Origin of the sequence: Erwinia sp. MYb375 (genome assembly GCF_037479175.1) — a bacterium.
Classification (GTDB): Bacteria; Pseudomonadota; Gammaproteobacteria; order Enterobacterales; family Enterobacteriaceae; genus Erwinia; species Erwinia rhapontici.
The window spans coordinates 33,149-54,103 of the sequence record NZ_JBBGZS010000018.1; the positions used below are offsets into that span (position 1 = coordinate 33,149).

The window sequence follows — 20,955 nt, forward strand, 5'->3', positions numbered from 1 at the left end:
AGGGTTTTGTTATCACCGGCTCTGTCTTAGCAGGCTGTGTTACTGCGGTCTTTGCTAACGCAAGTTTTAAAAAAATAACCCCGGTAATACAGCATACCCATTGGCATAATTCCATGAGGCATACTTACCAGGGTTAATATGCTTAAAACAGATTTCTTAACGCCATTAAAATTACTGGTAATCAATCTTGAAGTTAACTGATGACTGGAATGTACCTGGCGTCACATCGGTATCGCCATTTGCTTTAACATAGGCAACAAATGGAATTTTAACAGCGCCGTCCACCAGGTTTACTGACGTAGAAGCTACCCCCCATTTAACCGGCTGGTTACCACTATCAGTTAAGCCAATACCCGCACCCGTTGCGGTACCGGAGGTAAATGCAGCCAGGGTCGGGTCTTTTACATCAACAGTATTCGGGTTATACGTTACCTTTACACTTTTAGCCACGGTAGTATCACAGCCCTGTAACTCAATATCTTTCCGAACATTACCCGCATGCTTACTATTCTTCAGGCTTGACGTTGTAATTTGACCAAAGTCGATTAATAACGGGCTGGAAGAAGCCGCTAATCCACATGCAGAGTTCACCAGTTCACCTTTGAACTGAATTTCACCTACAGTAGGAGATATTGTGTCATCAGCAGCAAATGCCGATACTGAAGAAACAACGGTGGTAGAAATAGCAGCAGCGATCAGAAATTTATTGAATTTCATTTTAGCATCCTTGATGAAATTTAGTCATTAAACTTTAAGGCTTAATGTTTACGTGTAAACCTATAAGCCTATTAGGTGGTATTAATTCGATGCATAATAACATCAAAAATAAAAAAATATTTATTTTCATTAAAGGTATAGAAACTTCGACATTTATAACCATCGTTACAGAAAATATTATCAATGAAGCACGATTGACAACTAACTATTGGGATTTAGGATGCAATGGGAAAATTTAAAAAAAATAATTATATTTATCAGCAATTTGCAGATCGCAAAAAATTTATTTCTGCGCACATGGAGTTATTGCTACGGTTAATTCTTAAAAAATTGAGATATGAATATTTAGCATAAAATGTCGCAAAACTGGCGAGCCATCTACCACTGGCCAGCTATGCGACCGATTTAAAGCCCGCAGCCCCCCTCTTCCAGAGGGCCGTCCGGGTCGGCGGGCAATACGATATATACCCCTTCAAACACCGCACCCGACACATCGTTACCAAACAGTTCCACCTCCAGTTGCACACGCGCCTTACGGCCACGCGCCAGACGGTCAAGGTCGCCAGACAGTGATCCGAGGTCAGCGATTGCACCCGGCTTGCCGCTGATAGGCTTACTGTAACGAATATGGGCGTCGGCCAGGATGATCGTCCCGCCAAGGTGACGTTCACGTAACAACAGCCAGATAAGCCCCCACCCGGTGAGCGTCGCCAGTGAAAACAGGCTTCCGGCAAACAATGTGTGGTGAGGATTCTGATTGCCGGTTTCCGGCATCGTGGTGATAAATTTCTGACCGGTATACTGCAGAATGCGCACGCCCATTTTTTCACTGAGCGGAATGTGCTGATACCAGGCCTGCTGTAACTGCCCACACCAGTCGGCACGGTGCAGAATATCGTCCAGTGTCACCACGGGTTTAATCATCAGGAAATGGCGTACCGGCGTGGTTTGCGGCGCAGTGATTTCGCCCTGATTGAGGTAGCCAAGCTTAGAGAAGAAATCGACCGCATCTTCACGCGCGCTACACACCACGCGTTTGACCCCTTCCTGACGCGCAACAGACTCCAGCGTCATCGCCACCAGTGTGCCCAGGCCTTTACCCTGGACAGACGGATGTACGGCGAGAAAGCGGATGGCAGCTTCGTTATCGGCATTGATATACAACCGCCCGATAGCCACCGGATTGCCCTGTTCGTCCACGACCATCTGATGATGCGCCAACGCATCCCAGGCATCACGTTCTGAGCCCATCGGCTGGTGTAATGGCTTACGCAGCATCTCCCAGCGGAACTGGTAATAGGTATCTAACTCTTCTGCAGTTTCTGGCACGCGGAGGTGATACATAAAATGGTTCTCTCTTTCAGGTCCCGCCAGGCCATTCCTTTGCCGCTCGGCTAGCTGCTTCAAACCTGCAGCCAGAAGGTCACGGGGCCATCATTAATCAACGCCACTTTCATATCAGCAGCGAAACGCCCGGTTTCCGTGGCTATTCCTTTATCACGACAGCAGGCAGCGAAATACTCATACAGTTTTTCGGCATCAGCGGGTACAGCACCGCCGGAAAAACTCGGACGCATCCCTTTTTTGGTGTCAGCCGCCAGCGTGAACTGCGACACGACCAGAACACTTCCCCCCGCCTGTTGCACGTTGAGATTCATTTTGTCGTTTTCGTCGCCGAAGATACGATAACCAAGGACTTTATCGACTAACTTTTTCGCGTGCTCAGGCGTATCGCCTTTCTCCACGCCCAGTAAAATCAGTAATCCTGGTCCGATTTCCCCGATGGTCTCTCCCGACACTGTCACGCTAGCGGATAACGCCCGTTGAATTAAGGCAATCATGATTCTTCGTTCTCTCTTTCTTGTTCTTCTTGTTTAAGCTGGCGGTAATCCCCCAGCGTAGCGGTAATTTCCGCCCCTAATAAAACAATACACCAGGTCCAGTAAACCCATAAAAAAAGAATGGGAATAACAGCAAGCACGCCGTAAATCAGCTGGTACGAGGGAAACATCGTAACATACAGCGCAAAGCCCTTTTTACCCAGTTCGAAGAGTAACCCGGCAACGACCGCACCGATTAGCGCATCGCGCCCTGCCACCTGGGTGGTCGGGACAATGCTGTAGAGCAGCCAGAACGACAGGCAGGAGAGCAGCAGCGGGAATATCCGTAACCCGACATCCACCAGCATGCTCACGCCGCTGACTGTCGCCCAGTGTAACGAAAGCAGATAGGAGCTGATCGCCAGGCTGGCACCCGCCAGAAGCGGACCCAGCGTCAGGATCATCCAGTAAACGGCGAATGAATAGACCAGCGGACGCTTACGTTTACTGCGCCAGATGGCGTTAAGCGCCGAGTCGATTGAATACATCAGCAGCAGTGCGGTAAACACCAGCCCGCCGACACCCACCGCCGTCATCTTGCTGACATTGGCCACGAACTGCTCCAGATAGTTCTGGATGGTCGCGCCGGCCGCCGGTACAAAGTTGTTAAAAACGAAGTTCTTCAGCTGAATACTGACGTCTGAGAACATCGGAAAAGCCGCGAACAGAGCAAAAACCACGGCGATCAGCGGTACCAGCGACAGTAACGAGACATAGGCCAGGTGCCCGGCCAGCATGGTCATGCCGTCGTCATCAATGCGCTGCCACAGCAGCTTCACCCATGCCCAAAAGGCCCGTAGTCGGTGCCGATAATGATTGAGAAAGCGCATTTATTGGCGATCGGCGAAGAAAGCCGGTAACACGCTGGCATCGGTAATCAGCAGGCTGTGAATGCCGAGCTTGCGCGCCGCTTCAATGTTATCGGGGTTATCATCAAAGAAGATCGCTTCTTCAGCGGAGAACTCTTCTTCGTTCAGCAGGCGTTGATAGATCGCCGGTTCAGGTTTACGCAACCCCATTTCCTGCGACAGATAGACTTTGTCGGCGGCTGCATTCACTTCCGGATACTGTGACGGCCAGAACTGGCAGTGCAGACGGTTAGTGTTTGACAGGATAACCACGCGCTCACCCTGCTGACGCAATTTGTGCATGATGGCAATGACTTCCGGGCGCACGCCGACGAACACCGCCTGCCAACCGGCAGCAAACTGTTCATAGCTTAATGACAGCCCCAGCTCATCAGACATTTTTTGTGCGAACGCTTCGTCACTTATTTCACCACGCTCGTGCTGATGAAAACTCTCCCCCATTTGAAAACGACTTTGCAGCGTCGAGAGGGGTACACGGCTCAGATCGCTCCAGACACCGAGAACCCGGTTGAAATCAATATCAACAATGACGTTACCTAAATCAAAGATATACAGCATGGCCATCTCCTTTTGTTCCGGTGAGTTATTCACTCTAGCGGTAAATGGAGAGACTGAACAGGTGAGGATTTTGAAAACTGCGGAGAAGATTCAGAAGGAAGCTCAGGACCGGAGAAAACTCCGGCCCTGAGAAAAGCGCTATTACGCTTCTTTCGGACCGCGGCTTGCGCGCTTACGGTCGTTTTCAGTCAGGTGACGTTTACGGATACGTACAGACTGTGGCGTCACTTCGACCAGTTCATCATCATCAATGAACTCAAGCGCCTGCTCGAGGGTCATTTTCTGAGGTGGAACCAGAGTGGTGGCTTCATCAGTACCGGAAGCACGCATGTTGGTCAGCTTCTTACCGGTCAGGCAGTTCACCGTCAGGTCGTTAGAACGTGAGTGAATACCGATGATCTGGCCTTCATACACTTCAGCACCGTGGCCGAGGAACAGCTTACCGCGATCCTGCAGGCTGAACAGGGCGAACGCGACTGCTTTACCCTGGCCGTTAGAGATCAGCACGCCGTTCTGACGCTGGCCAACTTCGCCTTGACGCACATCATCGTAGTGGCTGAAGGTGGAGTACAGCAGACCGGTACCGGAAGTCATGGTCATGAATTCGTTACGGAAACCGATCAGACCACGGCTTGGGATCTCATAGTCGAGACGCACACGGCCTTTGCCATCCGGATCCATGTTTTTCATGTCACCTTTACGCTCACCCATCGCCTGCATCACAGAACCCTGATGCTGTTCTTCGATGTCGAGGGTCACGTTTTCGAATGGCTCCTGCTTGCGGCCTTCGAATTCACGGAAGATAACTTTTGGACGGGATACCGCCAGCTCGAAACCTTCACGACGCATGTTTTCGATCAGAACTGACAGGTGAAGTTCACCACGACCTGATACGCGGAAGGCGTCAGCATCTGGGGTTTCTTCAACACGCAGTGCCACGTTGTGCACCAGTTCTTTGTTCAGACGGTCAAGGATCTGACGTGAAGTCACATACTTACCTTCTTTACCGCAGAACGGAGAGGTGTTAACGCAGAAGAACATGGTGACCGTTGGTTCATCAACGCTCAGGGCTGGCAGCGCTTCCACATTCTGAGTATCACAGATGGTGTCAGAGATGTTCAGTTCGCCCAGACCGGTGATAGCGATGATGTCACCGGCTTCCGCTTCAGTCGCTTCGATACGCTCCAGGCCCATATGGGTCAGAACTTTACCGACTTTAGCGTTACGGGTTTTGCCTTCGCTGTTGATCACAGTGATCTGCTGGTTAGGACGCACTTTACCGCGCTTAATACGGCCGATACCGATAACACCCAGGTAGTTATTGTAGTCCAGCTGAGAGATTTGCATCTGCAGCGGGGCTTCCAGCTCAACCTGTGGTGGAGAGACGTGCTTAACAATCGCCTCATACAGCGGGGTCATGTCTTCCGCCATATCGTTGTGATCCAGGCCTGCAATACCGTTCAGGGCTGAAGCATAGATAATCGGGAAATCGAGCTGCTCGTCGGTCGCATCCAGGTTAACGAACAGGTCAAACACCTGATCAACAACCCAGTCAGGACGCGCACCAGGGCGGTCAACTTTGTTAATTACCACGATCGGCTTCAGACCATTAGCAAACGCTTTTTTGGTCACGAAACGGGTTTGCGGCATCGGGCCATCCATTGCATCCACAACCAGCAGCACCGAGTCGACCATTGACATCACACGCTCAACCTCACCGCCGAAGTCGGCGTGTCCTGGGGTATCCACGATGTTGATGCGGTAGTCATTCCATTTAATGGCGGTGTTTTTTGCGAGGATGGTAATCCCACGCTCTTTCTCCAAATCGTTGGAGTCCATTACGCGTTCGGTTGCTTCGGTACGGGCATCAAAGGTCCCGGACTGCTGCAGCAACTTATCAACCAGGGTAGTTTTACCATGGTCAACGTGGGCAATAATGGCGATGTTACGCAAATTTTCGATCACAGCTTTGCCTCAGGCATTAGAAATAGCGCGCTATTGTACACGGATTAATCGAAGGACTGAACAGGATCACAAATTTCATATAAAGATAACTGTCCGGATTGCATTTACAGCCATTTTCAGTGCAAACATTGCACTTGGACGAAAATTTGCACCAAAAGAGTGCCCATTTATCATTCAATGGCACCAAAATGGTGCGCGACTTCCATCGTGGTGCAGTCCTCGTCTCACGAGAGGGCGCATCATAGCGCTTTTTTCGTTAAATAAAAAAGTTGGCATAGATTTCGCAAATACTCATTAAGCGAAAAACGCCAGTTTCCACAACGGTTGTAAGCTTGTGAGAGATCTTTATTATCGGAGTTAGCGCGGCGAAACGCAAAGCGCACCGGTGAAGTTCTCTAAACACGACGCCAATGACAAAATCCAGGAGAGTTAAGTATGTCCGCTGAACATGTTCTGTCGATGATGAACGAGCACGAAGTCAAATTTGTTGACCTGCGTTTTACCGATACCAAAGGTAAAGAGCAGCACGTGACTATCCCTGCTCATCAGGTTAACGCTGACTTCTTCGAAGAAGGCAAAATGTTTGACGGCTCCTCGATTGGTGGCTGGAAAGGTATCAACGAATCCGACATGGTTCTGATGCCAGACTCAACCACCGCAGTCATTGACCCGTTCTTTGCTGATTCTACATTGATCATCCGTTGTGACATCCTCGAGCCAGGCACCATGCAGGGCTACGACCGTGACCCGCGTTCCATCGCGAAACGCGCCGAAGATTTCCTGCGCTCTTCTGGCATTGCAGACACCGTTCTGTTTGGGCCAGAGCCAGAGTTCTTCCTGTTCGATGATATCCGTTTCGGCAGCAGCACTTCAGGTTCACACGTTGCTATCGATGACATCGAAGCTTACTGGAACTCCGGTAAAGAATATGAAGGCGGCAACAAAGGTCACCGTCCAGGTCTGAAAGGCGGCTACTTCCCAGTGCCACCTGTCGACTCCGCACAGGACATCCGTTCTGCCATGTGTCTGACCATGGAGCAGATGGGTCTGGTGGTTGAAGCTCATCACCATGAAGTGGCAACGGCGGGTCAGAACGAAGTGGCAACCCGCTTCAATACCATGACCAAAAAAGCTGATGAAATTCAGATCTACAAATATGTTGTGCACAACGTCGCTCACGCTTACGGCAAAACTGCGACCTTCATGCCAAAACCGATGTTCGGTGATAACGGTTCTGGTATGCACTGCCATATGTCTCTGTCTAAAGGCGGCACTAACCTGTTCGCGGGTGACAAATACGGCGGCCTGTCTGAAATGGCGCTGTTCTACATCGGTGGTGTGATCAAGCACGCTAAAGCAATCAATGCTCTGGCGAACCCGACCACTAACTCCTACAAGCGTCTGGTCCCAGGCTACGAAGCCCCTGTTATGCTGGCTTACTCTGCCCGTAACCGTTCTGCTTCTATCCGTATCCCAGTGGTTGCCAGCCCGAAAGCACGCCGTATTGAAGCGCGCTTCCCTGACCCTGCTGCAAACCCATACCTGTGCTTCGCTGCACTGCTGATGGCTGGCCTGGACGGCATCATCAACAAGATCCACCCTGGCGATGCAATGGACAAAAACCTGTACGACCTGCCACCAGAAGAAGAAGCTGAGATTCCAAAAGTTGCAGGTTCTCTGGACGAAGCCCTGGCTGCACTGAACGAAGACCGCGAGTTCCTGACCCGTGGTGGCGTGTTCACTGACGATGCTATCGAAGCTTATATCGAGCTGCGTAAAGCAGAAATGGACCGCGTTCGTATGACTCCGCATCCGGTTGAGTTCGAACTGTACTACAGCGTTTAATTTAGAAGTAAGCCCGACGAATTTCATGTTGCAGCAAGGCGGCAATCGAAGGAGGCCCGATGAGCTTAGTCCGCTAAGTGATTCGGGTGACTGAGAGAAGCCAACACAGCTGCGGCGTGAAAGACGTCTGGGATTTTGTTGCCGTGGAAACTTTCAGCCCATCTCAGGATGGGCTTTTTTCACCACGAATTCCCGGTTATGTCAGACGATTTTCGCGTTTTATGGCTATAATGCACTAAATTGGTGCATAACTACCTCAGGAGAACGCTGTATGGCAACTGGCCCGCTGCCCGATGCTGGGCAGATTCTCAATTCACTGATCAACAGTATCTTACTGATTGATAGTGCGTTGGTGGTTCATTACGCCAACCCCGCCGCGCAGCAACTGCTGGCGCAAAGTTCCCGCAAGCTGTTTGGTACGCCACTGCCGGAACTGATGGGTTATTTTTCCCTGAATATTGAGGTCATGCTCGAAAGTCTGGATGCCGGACAAGGTTTTACCGACAGCGAAGTGACCCTGGTGGTCGACAGCCGTGCGCACATTATGTCGCTCACCGCGCAACGTCTGCCCGAAGGATTAATTCTGCTGGAAATGGCGCCCATGGATAATCAGCGCCGACTCAGTCAGGAACAGCTGCAACATGCGCAGCAGGTTGCAGCACGTGATTTAGTGCGTGGCCTGGCACACGAAATTAAAAACCCGCTGGGTGGGCTTCGCGGTGCAGCACAACTGCTGGCCAGAGCACTGCCCGACCCGGCGTTAACGGAATACACTAAGGTCATCATTGAACAGGCCGATCGCCTGCGCAATCTGGTCGACCGTCTGCTTGGCCCGCAACAGCCCGGTATGCATGTTACACAGAGCATCCATCAGGTGGCTGAACGTGTGGTGAATCTGGTCTCGATGGAACTGCCCGATAATGTCGTACTTGTCCGCGATTATGACCCGAGCCTGCCAGAACTGCCTCACGATCCGGACCAGATAGAACAAGTCCTTTTGAATGTAGTACGCAACGCCCTGCAGGCGTTGGGTGAAGAAGGCGGCACGATTACTTTACGTACCCGCACAGCGTTCCAGTTAACGCTGCACGGAACACGCTATCGCCTGGTGGCACGCATCGATATTGAAGATGACGGCCCCGGCATTCCGGCACAGCTGCAGGACACGCTGTTTTATCCGATGGTGAGCGGCCGCGAAGGCGGCACCGGGCTGGGGTTATCCATTGCCCGCAGTCTGATCGATCAGCATTCGGGAAAAATAGAGTTCCACAGTTGGCCTGGACACACTGAATTCTCGGTTTACCTGCCTATTCGCCAGTGAGGTTTCTATGCAACGAGGGATAGTTTGGATCGTCGATGACGATAGCTCCATCCGCTGGGTGCTTGAACGCGCGCTGACTGGAGCTGGTTTAAACTGCGCAACGTTTGACAGCGCAAACGAGGTACTGGAAGCCCTTGCGACCAAAACCCCAGACGTTTTACTGTCAGATATTCGTATGCCCGGTATGGACGGCCTGGCGCTGTTAAAGCAGATCAAACAGCGGCACCCCATGCTGCCTGTGATCATTATGACAGCGCACTCAGACCTGGATGCTGCCGTCAGTGCTTATCAACAGGGCGCGTTTGATTACCTGCCGAAGCCGTTCGATATTGATGAAGCCGTTGCGCTGGTTGAGCGCGCCATCAGTCACTATCAGGAACAGCAGCAGCCGCGCAATCAGCCCGTCAGCGGGCCAACCACCGATATCATCGGTGAAGCCCCCGCAATGCAGGATGTTTTTCGTATTATTGGCCGCCTGTCGCGTTCGTCGATCAGCGTGCTGATCAACGGTGAGTCCGGTACGGGTAAAGAGCTGGTTGCTCATGCACTGCATCGCCACAGTCCGCGTGCGAAAGCGCCATTTATCGCGCTGAATATGGCGGCGATCCCTAAAGACCTGATCGAATCAGAACTGTTTGGTCATGAGAAAGGGGCGTTTACCGGTGCCAATCAGATTCGCCAGGGTCGTTTTGAACAGGCCGATGGCGGTACGCTGTTCCTCGATGAAATTGGTGATATGCCACTGGATGTTCAGACCCGTCTGCTGCGAGTGCTGGCCGATGGTCAGTTCTATCGTGTCGGGGGCTATGCACCGGTCAAAGTGGATGTGCGTATTATTGCTGCGACTCACCAGAATCTGGAGCTGCGCGTGCATGAGGGGAAATTCCGTGAGGATTTATTCCACCGCCTGAACGTGATCCGTGTGCATTTGCCCCCCCTGCGTGAACGTCGTGAAGATATTCCGCGTCTGGCACGTTACTTCTTACAGGTCGCCGCCAGAGAGTTGGGTGTGGAAGCCAAGATCCTGCATCCTGAAACGGAAACCGCGCTCACGCGGTTGCACTGGTCAGGCAACGTACGCCAGCTGGAGAATACCTGTCGCTGGCTGACGGTGATGGCCGCCGGGCAGGAAGTGCTGATCCAGGATCTGCCGCCAGAGCTGTTTGAAACATCGACGCCAGAAAACCCGGTTCAGTCATTGCCGGACAGCTGGGCGACGTTGCTGGCACAGTGGGCGGACCGCGCTCTGCGCTCCGGTCATCAAAACCTGCTGTCGGAAGCGCAACCCGAGATGGAGCGTACGCTGCTGACTACCGCCCTGCGTCATACGCAGGGTCATAAGCAGGAGGCGGCTCGTCTGCTGGGCTGGGGGCGCAATACGCTGACGCGTAAGCTGAAAGAGCTGGGAATGGAATAACACCCGGTGACGTCATCGGGGCGGCCCGGAAAAGAAGGTCCGCCCCGACAAAATCCTCGCACGTAAATACCCGCGAGATCGCCGTAGAGGTCGATCAACCCTTTTTTCGATCGACCCGTCCAGTCAGATAACCCGCGAAAATTGCCCCCCAGACGCTTTCTGACGCAGGTAACGGTCGAAGCACATGCAGATATTCCTTATCAGTAAACGGCCCTTAGCGGTGACGACAAGGCGGTTGTCGTGGCATTCCACCAGCCCGTCCATCATCAGTGGCGTTAGCAGAGCCAGATCTTCGGCAAAATACTCACGGAAGTGAATTCCCCATTGCGTGCTGATGGCATCAAATGACAGCGAGAAGTTACAGATCAGGCTTTTAATCACATCGCGCCGCAGACAATCATCTTCACTCAGTTGCAGGCCGCGCCACAGGGCGGTTTTGCCTGCCCGAATTTCTGCGTAATAATGTTTCAGCTCTTTGTGGTTTTGCGCATAGCTGTCCCCGATCATACTAATCGCTGAAACGCCCATTCCCAGCAGATCACTCTCACCTTGCGTCGTGTATCCCTGGAAGTTGCGGTGCAGTTCCCCCTCACGCTGGGCAATAGCCAGTTCGTCATTGTGCCGGGCGAAGTGGTCCATGCCGATAAACTGATACCCTTGCGCGGTCAGCGTGGCGATGGTTTGCCGTAAAATATCCAGCTTTTCCAGGGCACCGGGCAACTCCTCATCCTTGATTTTACGCTGAGCGGGGAACAGAGCGGGCATATGAGCATAGTTAAAGACACTCAGACGATCAGGATTCAGCTCAGCCACTTTTTGCAGGGTGAAAGCGAAACTCTCTGGGGTCTGCATTGGCAGGCCATAAATCAGATCAATATTCGTGGAGGAAAAACCCAGCTCACGCGCCCGCGCCATCAGGGCAAAGATCATCGCTTCATCCTGTACGCGATTCACCTTCTCCTGCACCTGCTTGTTAAAATCCTGCACGCCCATGCTCAGGCGGTTAAAACCTTCGGTTCGCAAATGATCAAGCACGTTGAGCTCAATTTCGCGCGGGTCGACTTCAATTGAGATCTCAGCATCATCCGTAAAGTGAAAATGCTGGCGCAGACAGGCCATCAGTCGGCTGATTTGCGCCTTATTGAGGAAGGTGGGAGTGCCGCCCCCCCAGTGCATCTGACTGACGGTGCGATACTGGAACAGCGGTGCACGCAGGGCGATTTCCTGCACCAGCACATCCAGATAATCATCCGCTTTGTGCTGCTGGCGCGTGACCTGTTTATTACAACCGCAGAAGTAACATAGCTTGTGGCAAAAGGGGATGTGCAGATAGAGCGACAGCGGCCGTTCAGGGTAGCGCTGCGTTGCCTGAAGAAAAGCCGGCTCGTCGTAATCCTGATGGAATTCCAGTGCGGTCGGATAAGAGGTATAGCGGGGACCGGCGATATTGTACTTTTGAATGAGCGAGAGGTCCCACTCGGTGGTCTGCATCTGCATGGCGGCTTCCCTTATCGTCGTCGCATTGACCGCCGCGTGACAGGAAGCTGCTGGCTGACGATCTTGCTGCGCAGCCGGGTTTTCAGCCGCGATAGCCGCTGTAGTTTAACGAATAACCCCCCCAGCCAGCACAGCAGAATCAGCGCAATAATTGATCCAGGCCAAATCATCACCAAAAACCCTACAAAGAAAAGGCAGCGCTACATTGCGCTGCCTCATGTTACGTCAGAGAGACGAGAGGATCACTGGCCGCCTTTGAGTAGGCGATACATATCTTCTTCTGCCTGCTCATCTTCGGCGTCATCGTCCAGGGCAATCCCTAACTGCTCCATCAGCACATCGATGCGGTCCAGTGACTGATCCAGCCACGCCTGCTCTTCCGCTGACAGGGCATCGCCATTTTCCAGACGATCGAGTAACGCATCCAGACGCTCGTCATTTTCCAACTGCGCCAGTTCTTCTTCTGGTGACAGACGCGGCTTCTTCTCTACGACGGGTTTTGCCACTTGTGCAGGCTTCGGCTTGCTGGCAACCACATCCGGGCCCAGGGCAATCGGCTTTTTACTGCCGATACGTGGGTCTTTGGCCGGTTTGCCGTTAGCGCCTTTCTGGCTCTCGGTGACCGGGTTAGCCCGGCTGCCGGAAGTATTGCCGCTGTGCTTTTTATCACGCTTGCGGTCTCGCGCTTCCTGATTAATCTCATCACGCGTTTTACGTTTCACTTTGGTTCCCGGTTTTTTATCCTGGGGCGTGCGTGCAGGTTGCTTCATGGTTTCTGCTCTCAGACGTTTATCTTCAGTATAGAATTGCCGCGAAATCTAGCAGAAAGCAGACAAAGAAAAAAGGCGGCAGGTCACCCCGTCGCGGTTTTTAGCACCTTCCGCAGAAGGACTGACAATGTCAGCATCCTTATTAGCAGCCAGCATCCCTGTTTTCCTTTGCCTTTACTCAATCCTGTGAGCGTTCCTGAATCCTTGTCGCGCACGCCTGTGCACATTTCCTTCCCTGCCCGAGATCGTCCTGATGCTCCCTGAGCACTTCATCCTGAAGTGAAATATCCTGTTTCTGGCTACAAATGTAGACTAACCAGTCCGGCAAACAAGGTGACATAAGTAATTTTTACTCTGTTTTTTTCGGCTATTTCACAACTCTATGAAAATTAGTAAAAAATCCATTTTTTTAATTTCAAAATACAGAGAGTGCTCGCAGGGGCAATGGTCAATGTCTCACAGCGCGCGATCATGCAGTGTCTTACCGGGCGCTTTATCGCTATACAGGGTATAATCAGCACAATTGTCCTTTCTTACCTGGAGTATCTATTTTGTCTGGCTGGAATTATCACGTCACCCATTTTGTCACCAGCGCCCCCGATATCCGCCACCTGCCTGCCGATACTGGCATTGAGGTTGCTTTTGCCGGGCGTTCTAACGCGGGTAAATCCAGCGCACTGAATACGCTGACTAACCAGAAAGGCCTGGCCCGTACCAGTAAAACCCCTGGTCGTACCCAATTGATCAACCTTTTCCAGGTTGCTGAAGGCTACCGTCTGGTCGACCTGCCAGGCTACGGCTACGCGCAGGTCCCGGAAGAGATGAAGCTCAAATGGCAACGTGCGCTGGCGGAATACCTGCGCGATCGTCATTGTCTGAAGGGGCTGGTGGTGCTGATGGATATTCGCCATCCGCTGAAAGATCTTGATCGTCAGATGGTGATGTGGGCGGTACAGAGCGGAATTGAAGTACTGATTTTGCTGACTAAGGCCGACAAGCTGGCATCCGGCGCGCGTAAAGCACAGCTGAACGCGGTTCGTGAAGAGGCAAAAACCTTCCTCGGCACTGTAGATGTTGAAGCGTTTTCATCACTCAAGAAAATTGGTGTGGATAAACTGAGCCAGAAGCTGGACAGCTGGTATCGTGATATTCCTCCGGCAACCGAAGACGATATCCCTGCCAAATAACCCGCCTGCATCCAGGGTCAGGCATGCCTGCCCCCTACGTTTCGCCCAATAAAAAACGCCCCAGTCATTACTGACTGGGGCGGCTAAAATATTCAGCCAAATCCGATTACGTGAAGTAAAAGGTCTGAAAGATAGAACATCTTACCTCTGTACCCTACATCTGAAACTTTACATCATTTTTTGAGCGCTCAAAAGGGTTTTTTGTAGTTAATTTTCAGAAAACGACATGCATTATCCAACTCATGTCACATAACGCCGTCGATCATGTAGCTTAATTACTAAAAAAGTGTTGTGCCTGAGATGGTTAGATATTGTTACTGTCGGAAGGGAATGAAGCGAGGTGCTGAACCGTTTAAAGCGACAATGTTAGCAGGGGCAATCCTGCGAGCTGATTGAATGAGAAAAATCAGCCCACAGGACAGGAAAGATGAACTTAGTGAGCCTGATCCCAGTTGTCACCCACGCCAATATCAACGCGCAGCGGCACATCCAGTTTCATGCTGCCTTCCATCAGATCACGGATTTTCGCTGATGCGCTATCGACTGCATCAGCACGCACTTCAAATACCAGTTCATCGTGTACCTGCATGATCATTTTCACGTCATCGTTGGTCTGAGGTTTCAACCATTCATCCACGGCAATCATTGCCCGTTTGATGATATCCGCTGCGGTCCCCTGCATTGGCGCATTAATCGCCGCACGCTCTGCCGCTTTACGGCGCATCGCATTGCTGGCTTTAATCTCTGGCAGATAGAGTCGGCGGCCATCCAGCGTCGAAACATAGCCTTTCTCTGCCGCCAGCTCGCGGGTACTCTCCATATACTGCAGCACGCCCGGGTAACGCTCAAAGTAGAGGTCCATATACTTCTTCGCTTCACCGGCACCAATATTGAGCTGACGTGACAGACCAAAAGCACTCATGCCGTAAATAAGGCCAAAGTTGATCGCTTTAGCGCTACGGCGCTGCTCGCCGCTGACTTTATCCAGCGCAACACCGAAGACTTCAGAGGCTGTCGCACGGTGAATATCCTGCTCGCTGGCAAAGGCGGTCAGCAGCCCTTTATCCTGTGACAGATGCGCCATGATACGTAGCTCAATCTGTGAGTAGTCAGCCGCGACAATGCGACAGCCTTCCGGCGCGATAAATGCCTGACGAATACGTCGCCCTTCATCATTACGCACAGGTATATTTTGCAGGTTCGGATCGCTGGAAGAGAGACGCCCGGTAGCCGTGACTGTCTGGTGATAAGAAGTATGTACTCGTCCGCTGTGTGGATTGATCATCAACGGAAGCTTATCGGTATAGGTGGACTTCAGCTTAGAGAGACCACGATGCTCCAGAATCACCTTCGGCAGCGGATAGTCCAGCGCCAGCTCAGCTAAGACTTCTTCGCTGGTCGACGGTGCGCCACCCGGGGTTTTCTTGGTGGGCTTGATGCCCTGCTTTTCAAACAGGATGGTTTGTAACTGCTTCGGCGAAGAGAGGTTGAACGGTTCGCCTGCCAGCTCGTGTGCCTTCAGCTCCAGCTCTGCCAGGCGGCTGCCCAGCTCCTGCGAGTGCACCGCCAGAATATTCTGGTCAATAAGCACACCGTTGCGCTCAATACGGGAGATGACCGGCACCAGCGGCATCTCAACTTGTTCAAAGACCTCTTTTGGCCCCTGCTCTTTCTGCAACTCTGGCCACATTTTCAGATGCAGCTGTAGTGTGACGTCGGCATCTTCCGCCGCGTAATGCGCCGCCTGCTCCAGCGCGATCTGGTTGAACGTCAGCTGATTCTTACCTTTGCCAGCAATCTCTTCAAAGCTCACGGTTTTATGGCCCAGCCAGCGTGATGCCAGGGTATCCATATCATGGCGACCGACAACGCTGCTCAGCGCATAAGACTCCAGCATGGTATCGAACTGAATGCCTTGTAGTTCAATATCATAGTTTGCCAGCACACCACGGTCGTACTTCAGATTCTGCCCGACTTTAAGCGCTTTGGGGTTTTCGAGCAGCGGTTTAAGCCGTGCCAGTACGGATTGACGATCTAACTGGTCCGGTGCATCAAGGTAGTCATGCGCAACGGGCAGGTAGGCGGCTTCACCGGGGGCGGTGGCAAAAGACAGGCCGATGATGTTAGCACTGAGCGTATCCAGCGAGTCGGTTTCCAGGTCGAAGGCAAACAGCTCGCTTTGCTGAAGTTTCGTCAGCCAGCTATCGAAGGTCGCTTCATCCAGAATGGTGACATAACCTTCGGAAGAGAGCACGCTAGCGACTTCTGCGGCATCCGGCGCCACAGTTGCATCCACTTTGCCTTTTGCGGCAGTGGGTCGGCTCTTATTGCCTTGCAGCCAGGAGCCTTCTTCCAGATCAACAATCCAGCGCTTAAATTCATAGTGCTTAAATAACCCCAACAGTTCTTCAACTGCAGGCTCTTCAACGGTCAGCTGATCGCAGGTCAATTCCAGTTCAACGTCGGTCTTAATCGTTGCCAGCTGATAGGAGAGGAGGGCCATTTCCTTATTCTGTTCCAGTTTCGCGGCCATGGTTTTAGCCCCGCGGAAAGTCAGCGTCGCCACTTTATCCAGGTTGGCGTAAATATCCTTCACTCCGCCTAATCCCTGCAACAGTGCCTGAGCCGTTTTTTCACCGACACCGGCGACGCCCGGAATGTTATCGGAGGAGTCGCCCATCAGCGCCAGGAAATCAATCATCAACGAGGGAGGAATACCGTATTTCTCAACCACTTCATCCGGGCCAAGAATCGCATTATTCATTGTGTTAATTAAGGTGATATTTGGCGTCACCAGCTGAGCCATATCTTTATCACCGGTGCTGATCAGCACCGGTTTGCCGATTTTCTCTGCGGCCAGCGCCAGCGTACCGATGACATCGTCAGCCTCCACACCTGAGATGGCCAGCAGCGGCAGCCCCATCGCTTTGACCATGGTATGCAATGGTTCAATTTGCGCACGCAGATCGTCGGGCATCGGGGGACGGTGAGATTTGTACGCTTCAAATAATTCGTCGCGGAAGGTTTTACCCTTGGCATCAAATACCACTGCTACATGACTTGGCTTATATTGCAGCAGCAGGCTGCGCAGCATATTTAATACGCCGTACATTGCACCGGTGGGTTCGCCTGCGCTATTGGTCAGCGGAGGGAACGCATGATAAGCACGGTACAGGTAGGAAGATCCATCTACCAGAATCAGCGGGTTTTCTGCAATTTGAGCCATAAGTCGTCACGTTCTTCTTTGGTTTTTGATTAGCGTTAAGGATGCCACAGCTCGCTATGAAAGATGAAATCTCAACAGCGAATAATCCACGGACAATTGTGATTTTGCGTTACGCTTCGCATTGACACGTTGTGGATAAGTTTGTGTGTAAATTTACTAACAGCAGCGAATTTGTGGAAATGCATTTAAAAACACAATTAAATTTTGTTTATAATCATTTACTTATTTATTTATACCAGGATTAACTTTATGTTTCCCGGAATAGGGCTGATGTGGATATAAGTTGGTATGCTCAGAGGAAGAGACGATATCTCCAACTGATGAAAGGGCATTTTTACGATAATTATCTCGCCAGGCGAGAGAGAAAACGCCGGCATCGCCGGCGTTAGGGGAAGTCTGTGCAGGCTTACTTCTGAGAAATCAGGTATTTCACCACGTTGGCATACTGCTGAACATAGTTTTCCTGTGAGCTGGTATCCAGGCCACCGTTGTTCACCATGTATTTGCCGTTCACGAATATCGCTGGCACGCCACGCAGGTCCAGATCGGCTGCGGCTTTCTCTTGCTGAGCAACCAGTGATTTCACTACGAAGCTGTTCCAGGCTGAATCGTACTCTTCAGGCTTGATGCCCGCGGCTTTCACGAAGACCGCTTTCAGGCTGGCAGGATCCGTGATGGTTTGCGTCTGCTGAATACCGTCGAAAATCGGTGCCGTTACTTTGTCTTCCACGCCCAGAGCCATCGCTACTGCCCAGGCCTGCGTTACGGTTTTACCCATTTCGCCACCCAGGAATTCAACATGATATTTGGTGACTTTCACATTCTCTGGCAGGCCTTTCTTCACGGCATCACTCACATGCCATACATGCTCAAACTGGTAGCAATGTGGGCAGTAGAATGAAAAGAATTCGAGAACCTGTGGTTCGCCAGTAGCCGGTTTATCCAGCGTGACGTATTGCTGACCATCGGTAAATTGTGCGGCAGAAGCGCTGAATGCCAGAACCATACCGACGAGCGCAAATAAAATCTTTTTCATCGTCAAACTCTCTCCTGATTACATCTCAATAGGCGAACCAAAGGGTGATCACACCTGGAAAACAGGTGCAAGCTGTAGCGGAGGCTCTTGCAGCAGCTTGTTCTGTTCGTTAAAAGTGGAAATCTGTCTGCGCCAGAAATCCTCATCCGTCATCCACGGAAAACTGGCCGGGAAAGCCGGGTCGTGCCAGCGGCGGACAACCCATGCAAGATAATAAACCATCCGCATAGCACGTAAAGGTTCAATCAGTGACAATTCATGAGTATCAAATTCACAGAATTCACCGTACGCCTCCAGCAGAATGTCCCATTGCAGACGCTGCTCCTGGCGATCGCCATTGATAAGCATCCACAGATCTTGTACCGCAGGGCCATTACGCGCGTCATCCAGGTCAACAAACAGTGGGCCATCACGCCACAATATATTGCCCGGATGGCAGTCGCCGTGTAAGCGCAAAGGCTGCCACTGAGTATGCCAGCAGTTTTGTAAAGTTGTGCGCAGACGCCCGATACTGGCCAGTAAATCAGTTTTTAGCTTTGCGGGGACCAGCGTGCTGTCGGTGAGAATCTGTAACGGTTCATCAATGTACTCCTGTAATCCGATAGTCGGCCGCGACTCAAAGTTTTTCCGGCGGCCCACCTGATGGATTCGCCCGAGGAAACGCCCTACCCATTCCAGATGATCGTAATTATCGGTTTCGTACTGGCGCCCGCCGAGACTGGGAAAAACAGCAAACCAGAACCCCTGGTGCTGGTGCAGCATTGAGCCCTTCAGTTCCAGAGGGGCTGCCAGTGGGATCTCATCAGCAAACAGCTCAGCAGCGAACTGATGTTCTTCTTCTATCTGCGCCTGCGACCAACGCTGCGGGCGATAGAACTTCGCCACGTAGCGCCGTTTGTCATCATCGGAGAACTGGTAGACGCGGTTTTCATAGCTGTTTAGCGCCGTCAGGCCGGATTCCACGCGCAGACCGGTCTCCCACAACGCATCCAGGATAGTATCAGGCGTCAGGGTGTGGAAGTTAAAAGCAGGTTCTTTCATCCGGCATGCTCGCTGATAATCGATAAATAATAGCCTGCAAGAGTACCATTAAATGGCAGCGGCAGCGGGTCAACCGCCTGATTTAATCCTTAATCACGCCCCGAGCACGCAGTAATGCTGTTTTGAAATCATCCTCATAGTCTTTCTTCAACCCTGGAATTTCAGCATCTTTATCACTGCCCCGCATCTTGAGATGATAGATCAGTACATCATCCGTTAATTCACTAACAGGCTGCTTAAAGCCGGCTTCATCGGCTAATTTCTGTAAAAACTCGAGTAAATTCAGATCAGGATCATCCTGCCAGGCAGGCTGTAGCAAGCTGATTAATTCGTTAAGGCGATGGCATTTCATGCAGTTGTCCCTGTATAAAGAACCCAACATTAAGCATAGGGTATAAAACTAATGAATCGAATTTCCGCCCCAGAACGCGAAACCGTGACCGGCGTCATCCTTGCAGGTGGCCGTGGCAGCCGTATGGGAGGGGAAGATAAAGGGCTCATATTGTGGCAGAAGAAACCACTCTACCAACATGTTTTGCAGCGTTTGCAGCCCCAGGTCACTACTGTATGGATTAATGCCAATCGAAATATTGAGATATATCAACAGAGCGGGTTGCCTGTGATATCCGATACGCTGGCAGCTTTCCCGGGACCACTGGCAGGAATGCTGGCAGCACTGCAACAGGCAGAAACGGAATGGGTAGTATTCACTTCCTGTGATACACCGTTGCTCCCGGATAATCTGGTTCAGAAATTGTGGCAGCATAAAGGAACAGCATCTGCGGTCTGGGCACGCACAGAAGAGCGAGATCACCCCACGCAAGCATTGCTGCACTGCAGTATTGCGGGTTCACTGCAACGCTATCTGGCGGACGGTGACCGTAAGTTGATGCTGTTTCTTCAGCAGGCAGGGGGGCACAGTGTTTTATTTGAGCGAGCAGAGGCTGCATTTCGCAATGTTAACTATCCGGAAGATCTTATTTAGGCTTTTATGGCAGGTAATCCCCTGACAAAACAGAGATTTTTCGTATCAAATCAGCGATGATCGCCAGATTTAAAGCACAAAAAAGCCTCATACTTTCGTATGAGGCTTGTCTGCTTATTTGATGCCTGGCAGTTCCCTACTCTCGCATGGGGAGACCCCACACTACCATCGGCGCTACGGCGTTTCACTTCTGAGTTCGGCATGGGGTCAGGTGGGACCACCGCGCTAAAGCCGCCAGGCAAATTCTTTGTGCATGAAACGAATCTTTTTCACTGATGCAGCGTTGTCACCCTCGCGCCTCTCAGTCACATACTTCAGTATGCTCCCTCGTGCCGCCTCAGGCTCCGCCTTGCCTCAGCGTAAAATCTTTCGTTTCCGCTAATTCTTTATCCGGTAACAAGCTGAAAATCTCTTCGCGTCTCTCATCACGCTCACCAGAACGCTTCTGGCGTTGTAAGGTTAAGCCTCACGGGTCATTAGTACCGGTTAGCTCAACGCATCGCTGCGCTTACACACCCGGCCTATCAACGTCGTAGTCTTCAACGTCCCTTCAGGGGGCTCAGGGCCCCAGGGAGAATTCATCTCGAGGCAAGTTTCGCGCTTAGATGCTTTCAGCGCTTATCTTTTCCGCACTTAGCTAC

The 20,955-nt window shown here is 51.7% G+C and carries 18 protein-coding genes and 2 rRNA genes; 5 read left to right on the forward strand and 15 right to left on the reverse strand.

Annotated features, from left to right (window positions below):
- Nucleotides 1-171: 171 nt before the first annotated feature.
- The 6 genes from WH279_RS10695 to typA all read right to left on the reverse strand — a co-directional run bounded on the left by WH279_RS10695 (nucleotide 172) and on the right by typA (nucleotide 5,989).
- Entirely contained in the window at nucleotides 172-717 is a 546-nt protein-coding gene (locus WH279_RS10695) for a fimbrial protein (protein ID WP_339456467.1), read from the reverse strand.
- Between the two features lie 405 nt (nucleotides 718-1,122).
- Nucleotides 1,123-2,061 carry a fatty acid biosynthesis protein FabY gene (gene fabY, locus WH279_RS10700; protein WP_339456469.1) on the reverse strand — a complete coding sequence of 313 codons (939 nt, stop codon included), beginning with the start codon at nucleotides 2,059-2,061 and terminating at the stop codon, nucleotides 1,123-1,125.
- A 59-nt stretch (nucleotides 2,062-2,120) separates the two neighbouring features.
- On the reverse strand, nucleotides 2,121-2,558 hold the full coding sequence (dtd, locus tag WH279_RS10705; protein WP_339456471.1) for a D-aminoacyl-tRNA deacylase: 438 nt from the start codon (nucleotides 2,556-2,558) through the stop codon (nucleotides 2,121-2,123).
- Nucleotides 2,555-3,427 (reverse strand): virulence factor BrkB family protein, encoded by an 873-nt coding sequence (locus WH279_RS10710; RefSeq protein ID WP_339456473.1) that lies wholly within the window; start codon nucleotides 3,425-3,427, stop codon nucleotides 2,555-2,557. Before WH279_RS10710 ends, dtd begins: the two co-directional genes overlap by 4 nt.
- Nucleotides 3,428-4,024, reverse strand: coding sequence for a glucose-1-phosphatase (gene yihX / locus WH279_RS10715; RefSeq protein ID WP_339456475.1), 597 nt, complete (start codon nucleotides 4,022-4,024; stop codon nucleotides 3,428-3,430).
- A 141-nt stretch (nucleotides 4,025-4,165) separates the two neighbouring features.
- Nucleotides 4,166-5,989, reverse strand: coding sequence for a ribosome-dependent GTPase TypA (gene typA / locus WH279_RS10720; RefSeq protein WP_133846473.1), 1,824 nt, complete (start codon nucleotides 5,987-5,989; stop codon nucleotides 4,166-4,168).
- A gap of 435 nt (nucleotides 5,990-6,424) precedes the next feature.
- Here typA and glnA point away from each other — a divergent pair, with 435 nt between their 5' ends.
- The 3 genes from glnA (at nucleotide 6,425) to glnG (ending at nucleotide 10,572) form a co-directional block, all read left to right on the forward strand.
- Nucleotides 6,425-7,834: a glutamate--ammonia ligase gene (glnA, locus tag WH279_RS10725; protein ID WP_133846474.1), complete on the forward strand. Its 1,410-nt coding sequence runs from the start codon at nucleotides 6,425-6,427 to the stop codon at nucleotides 7,832-7,834.
- A gap of 271 nt (nucleotides 7,835-8,105) precedes the next feature.
- On the forward strand, nucleotides 8,106-9,155 hold the full coding sequence (gene glnL, locus WH279_RS10730; RefSeq protein WP_200643480.1) for a nitrogen regulation protein NR(II): 1,050 nt from the start codon (nucleotides 8,106-8,108) through the stop codon (nucleotides 9,153-9,155).
- A gap of 7 nt (nucleotides 9,156-9,162) precedes the next feature.
- Nucleotides 9,163-10,572, forward strand: coding sequence for a nitrogen regulation protein NR(I) (gene glnG, locus WH279_RS10735; protein ID WP_133846476.1), 1,410 nt, complete (start codon nucleotides 9,163-9,165; stop codon nucleotides 10,570-10,572).
- 123 nt (nucleotides 10,573-10,695) lie between these two features.
- On the opposite strand, the gene hemN is transcribed toward glnG, so the two are convergent.
- Both hemN and yihI read right to left on the reverse strand, forming a co-directional pair.
- Nucleotides 10,696-12,069 (reverse strand): oxygen-independent coproporphyrinogen III oxidase, encoded by a 1,374-nt coding sequence (gene hemN / locus WH279_RS10740; protein ID WP_339456479.1) that lies wholly within the window; start codon nucleotides 12,067-12,069, stop codon nucleotides 10,696-10,698.
- A 242-nt stretch (nucleotides 12,070-12,311) separates the two neighbouring features.
- A complete protein-coding gene (gene yihI / locus WH279_RS10745; protein ID WP_339456481.1) occupies nucleotides 12,312-12,839 on the reverse strand; it encodes a Der GTPase-activating protein YihI in 528 nt (175 codons plus the stop codon).
- Between the two features lie 551 nt (nucleotides 12,840-13,390).
- Here yihI and yihA point away from each other — a divergent pair.
- The gene (gene yihA, locus WH279_RS10750) at nucleotides 13,391-14,026 is read left to right on the forward strand and encodes a ribosome biogenesis GTP-binding protein YihA/YsxC (RefSeq protein WP_339456483.1); all 636 of its coding nucleotides are present in this window, start codon (nucleotides 13,391-13,393) and stop codon (nucleotides 14,024-14,026) included.
- Between the two features lie 92 nt (nucleotides 14,027-14,118).
- Here yihA and WH279_RS22735 read toward each other — a convergent pair whose 3' ends face one another.
- The 5 genes from WH279_RS22735 to WH279_RS10770 all read right to left on the reverse strand — a co-directional run bounded on the left by WH279_RS22735 (nucleotide 14,119) and on the right by WH279_RS10770 (nucleotide 19,681).
- Nucleotides 14,119-14,166 (reverse strand): spot 42 RNA, inhibition of DNA synthesis, encoded by a 48-nt coding sequence (locus WH279_RS22735; RefSeq protein WP_071892919.1) that lies wholly within the window; start codon nucleotides 14,164-14,166, stop codon nucleotides 14,119-14,121.
- Nucleotides 14,167-14,459: 293 nt separating this feature from the next.
- Nucleotides 14,460-17,252, reverse strand: coding sequence for a DNA polymerase I (gene polA / locus WH279_RS10755; RefSeq protein ID WP_339456485.1), 2,793 nt, complete (start codon nucleotides 17,250-17,252; stop codon nucleotides 14,460-14,462).
- A 406-nt stretch (nucleotides 17,253-17,658) separates the two neighbouring features.
- Nucleotides 17,659-18,288, reverse strand: coding sequence for a thiol:disulfide interchange protein DsbA (dsbA, locus tag WH279_RS10760; RefSeq protein WP_339456487.1), 630 nt, complete (start codon nucleotides 18,286-18,288; stop codon nucleotides 17,659-17,661).
- 48 nt (nucleotides 18,289-18,336) lie between these two features.
- Complete coding sequence (locus tag WH279_RS10765; protein ID WP_339456488.1) at nucleotides 18,337-19,329, reverse strand: serine/threonine protein kinase; 993 nt, start codon at nucleotides 19,327-19,329, stop codon at nucleotides 18,337-18,339.
- 82 nt (nucleotides 19,330-19,411) lie between these two features.
- Nucleotides 19,412-19,681: a YihD family protein gene (locus WH279_RS10770; protein ID WP_133846484.1), complete on the reverse strand. Its 270-nt coding sequence runs from the start codon at nucleotides 19,679-19,681 to the stop codon at nucleotides 19,412-19,414.
- A 51-nt stretch (nucleotides 19,682-19,732) separates the two neighbouring features.
- Here WH279_RS10770 and mobA point away from each other — a divergent pair, with 51 nt between their 5' ends.
- The gene (mobA, locus tag WH279_RS10775; protein ID WP_339456489.1) at nucleotides 19,733-20,314 is read left to right on the forward strand and encodes a molybdenum cofactor guanylyltransferase MobA; all 582 of its coding nucleotides are present in this window, start codon (nucleotides 19,733-19,735) and stop codon (nucleotides 20,312-20,314) included.
- Nucleotides 20,315-20,437: 123 nt separating this feature from the next.
- Here mobA and rrf read toward each other — a convergent pair.
- Together rrf and WH279_RS10785 are read right to left on the reverse strand one after the other, a co-directional pair.
- Nucleotides 20,438-20,553, reverse strand: a 5S ribosomal RNA gene (gene rrf, locus WH279_RS10780).
- 216 nt (nucleotides 20,554-20,769) lie between these two features.
- Nucleotides 20,770-20,955 (reverse strand): 23S ribosomal RNA (locus WH279_RS10785); the annotation flags it as partial.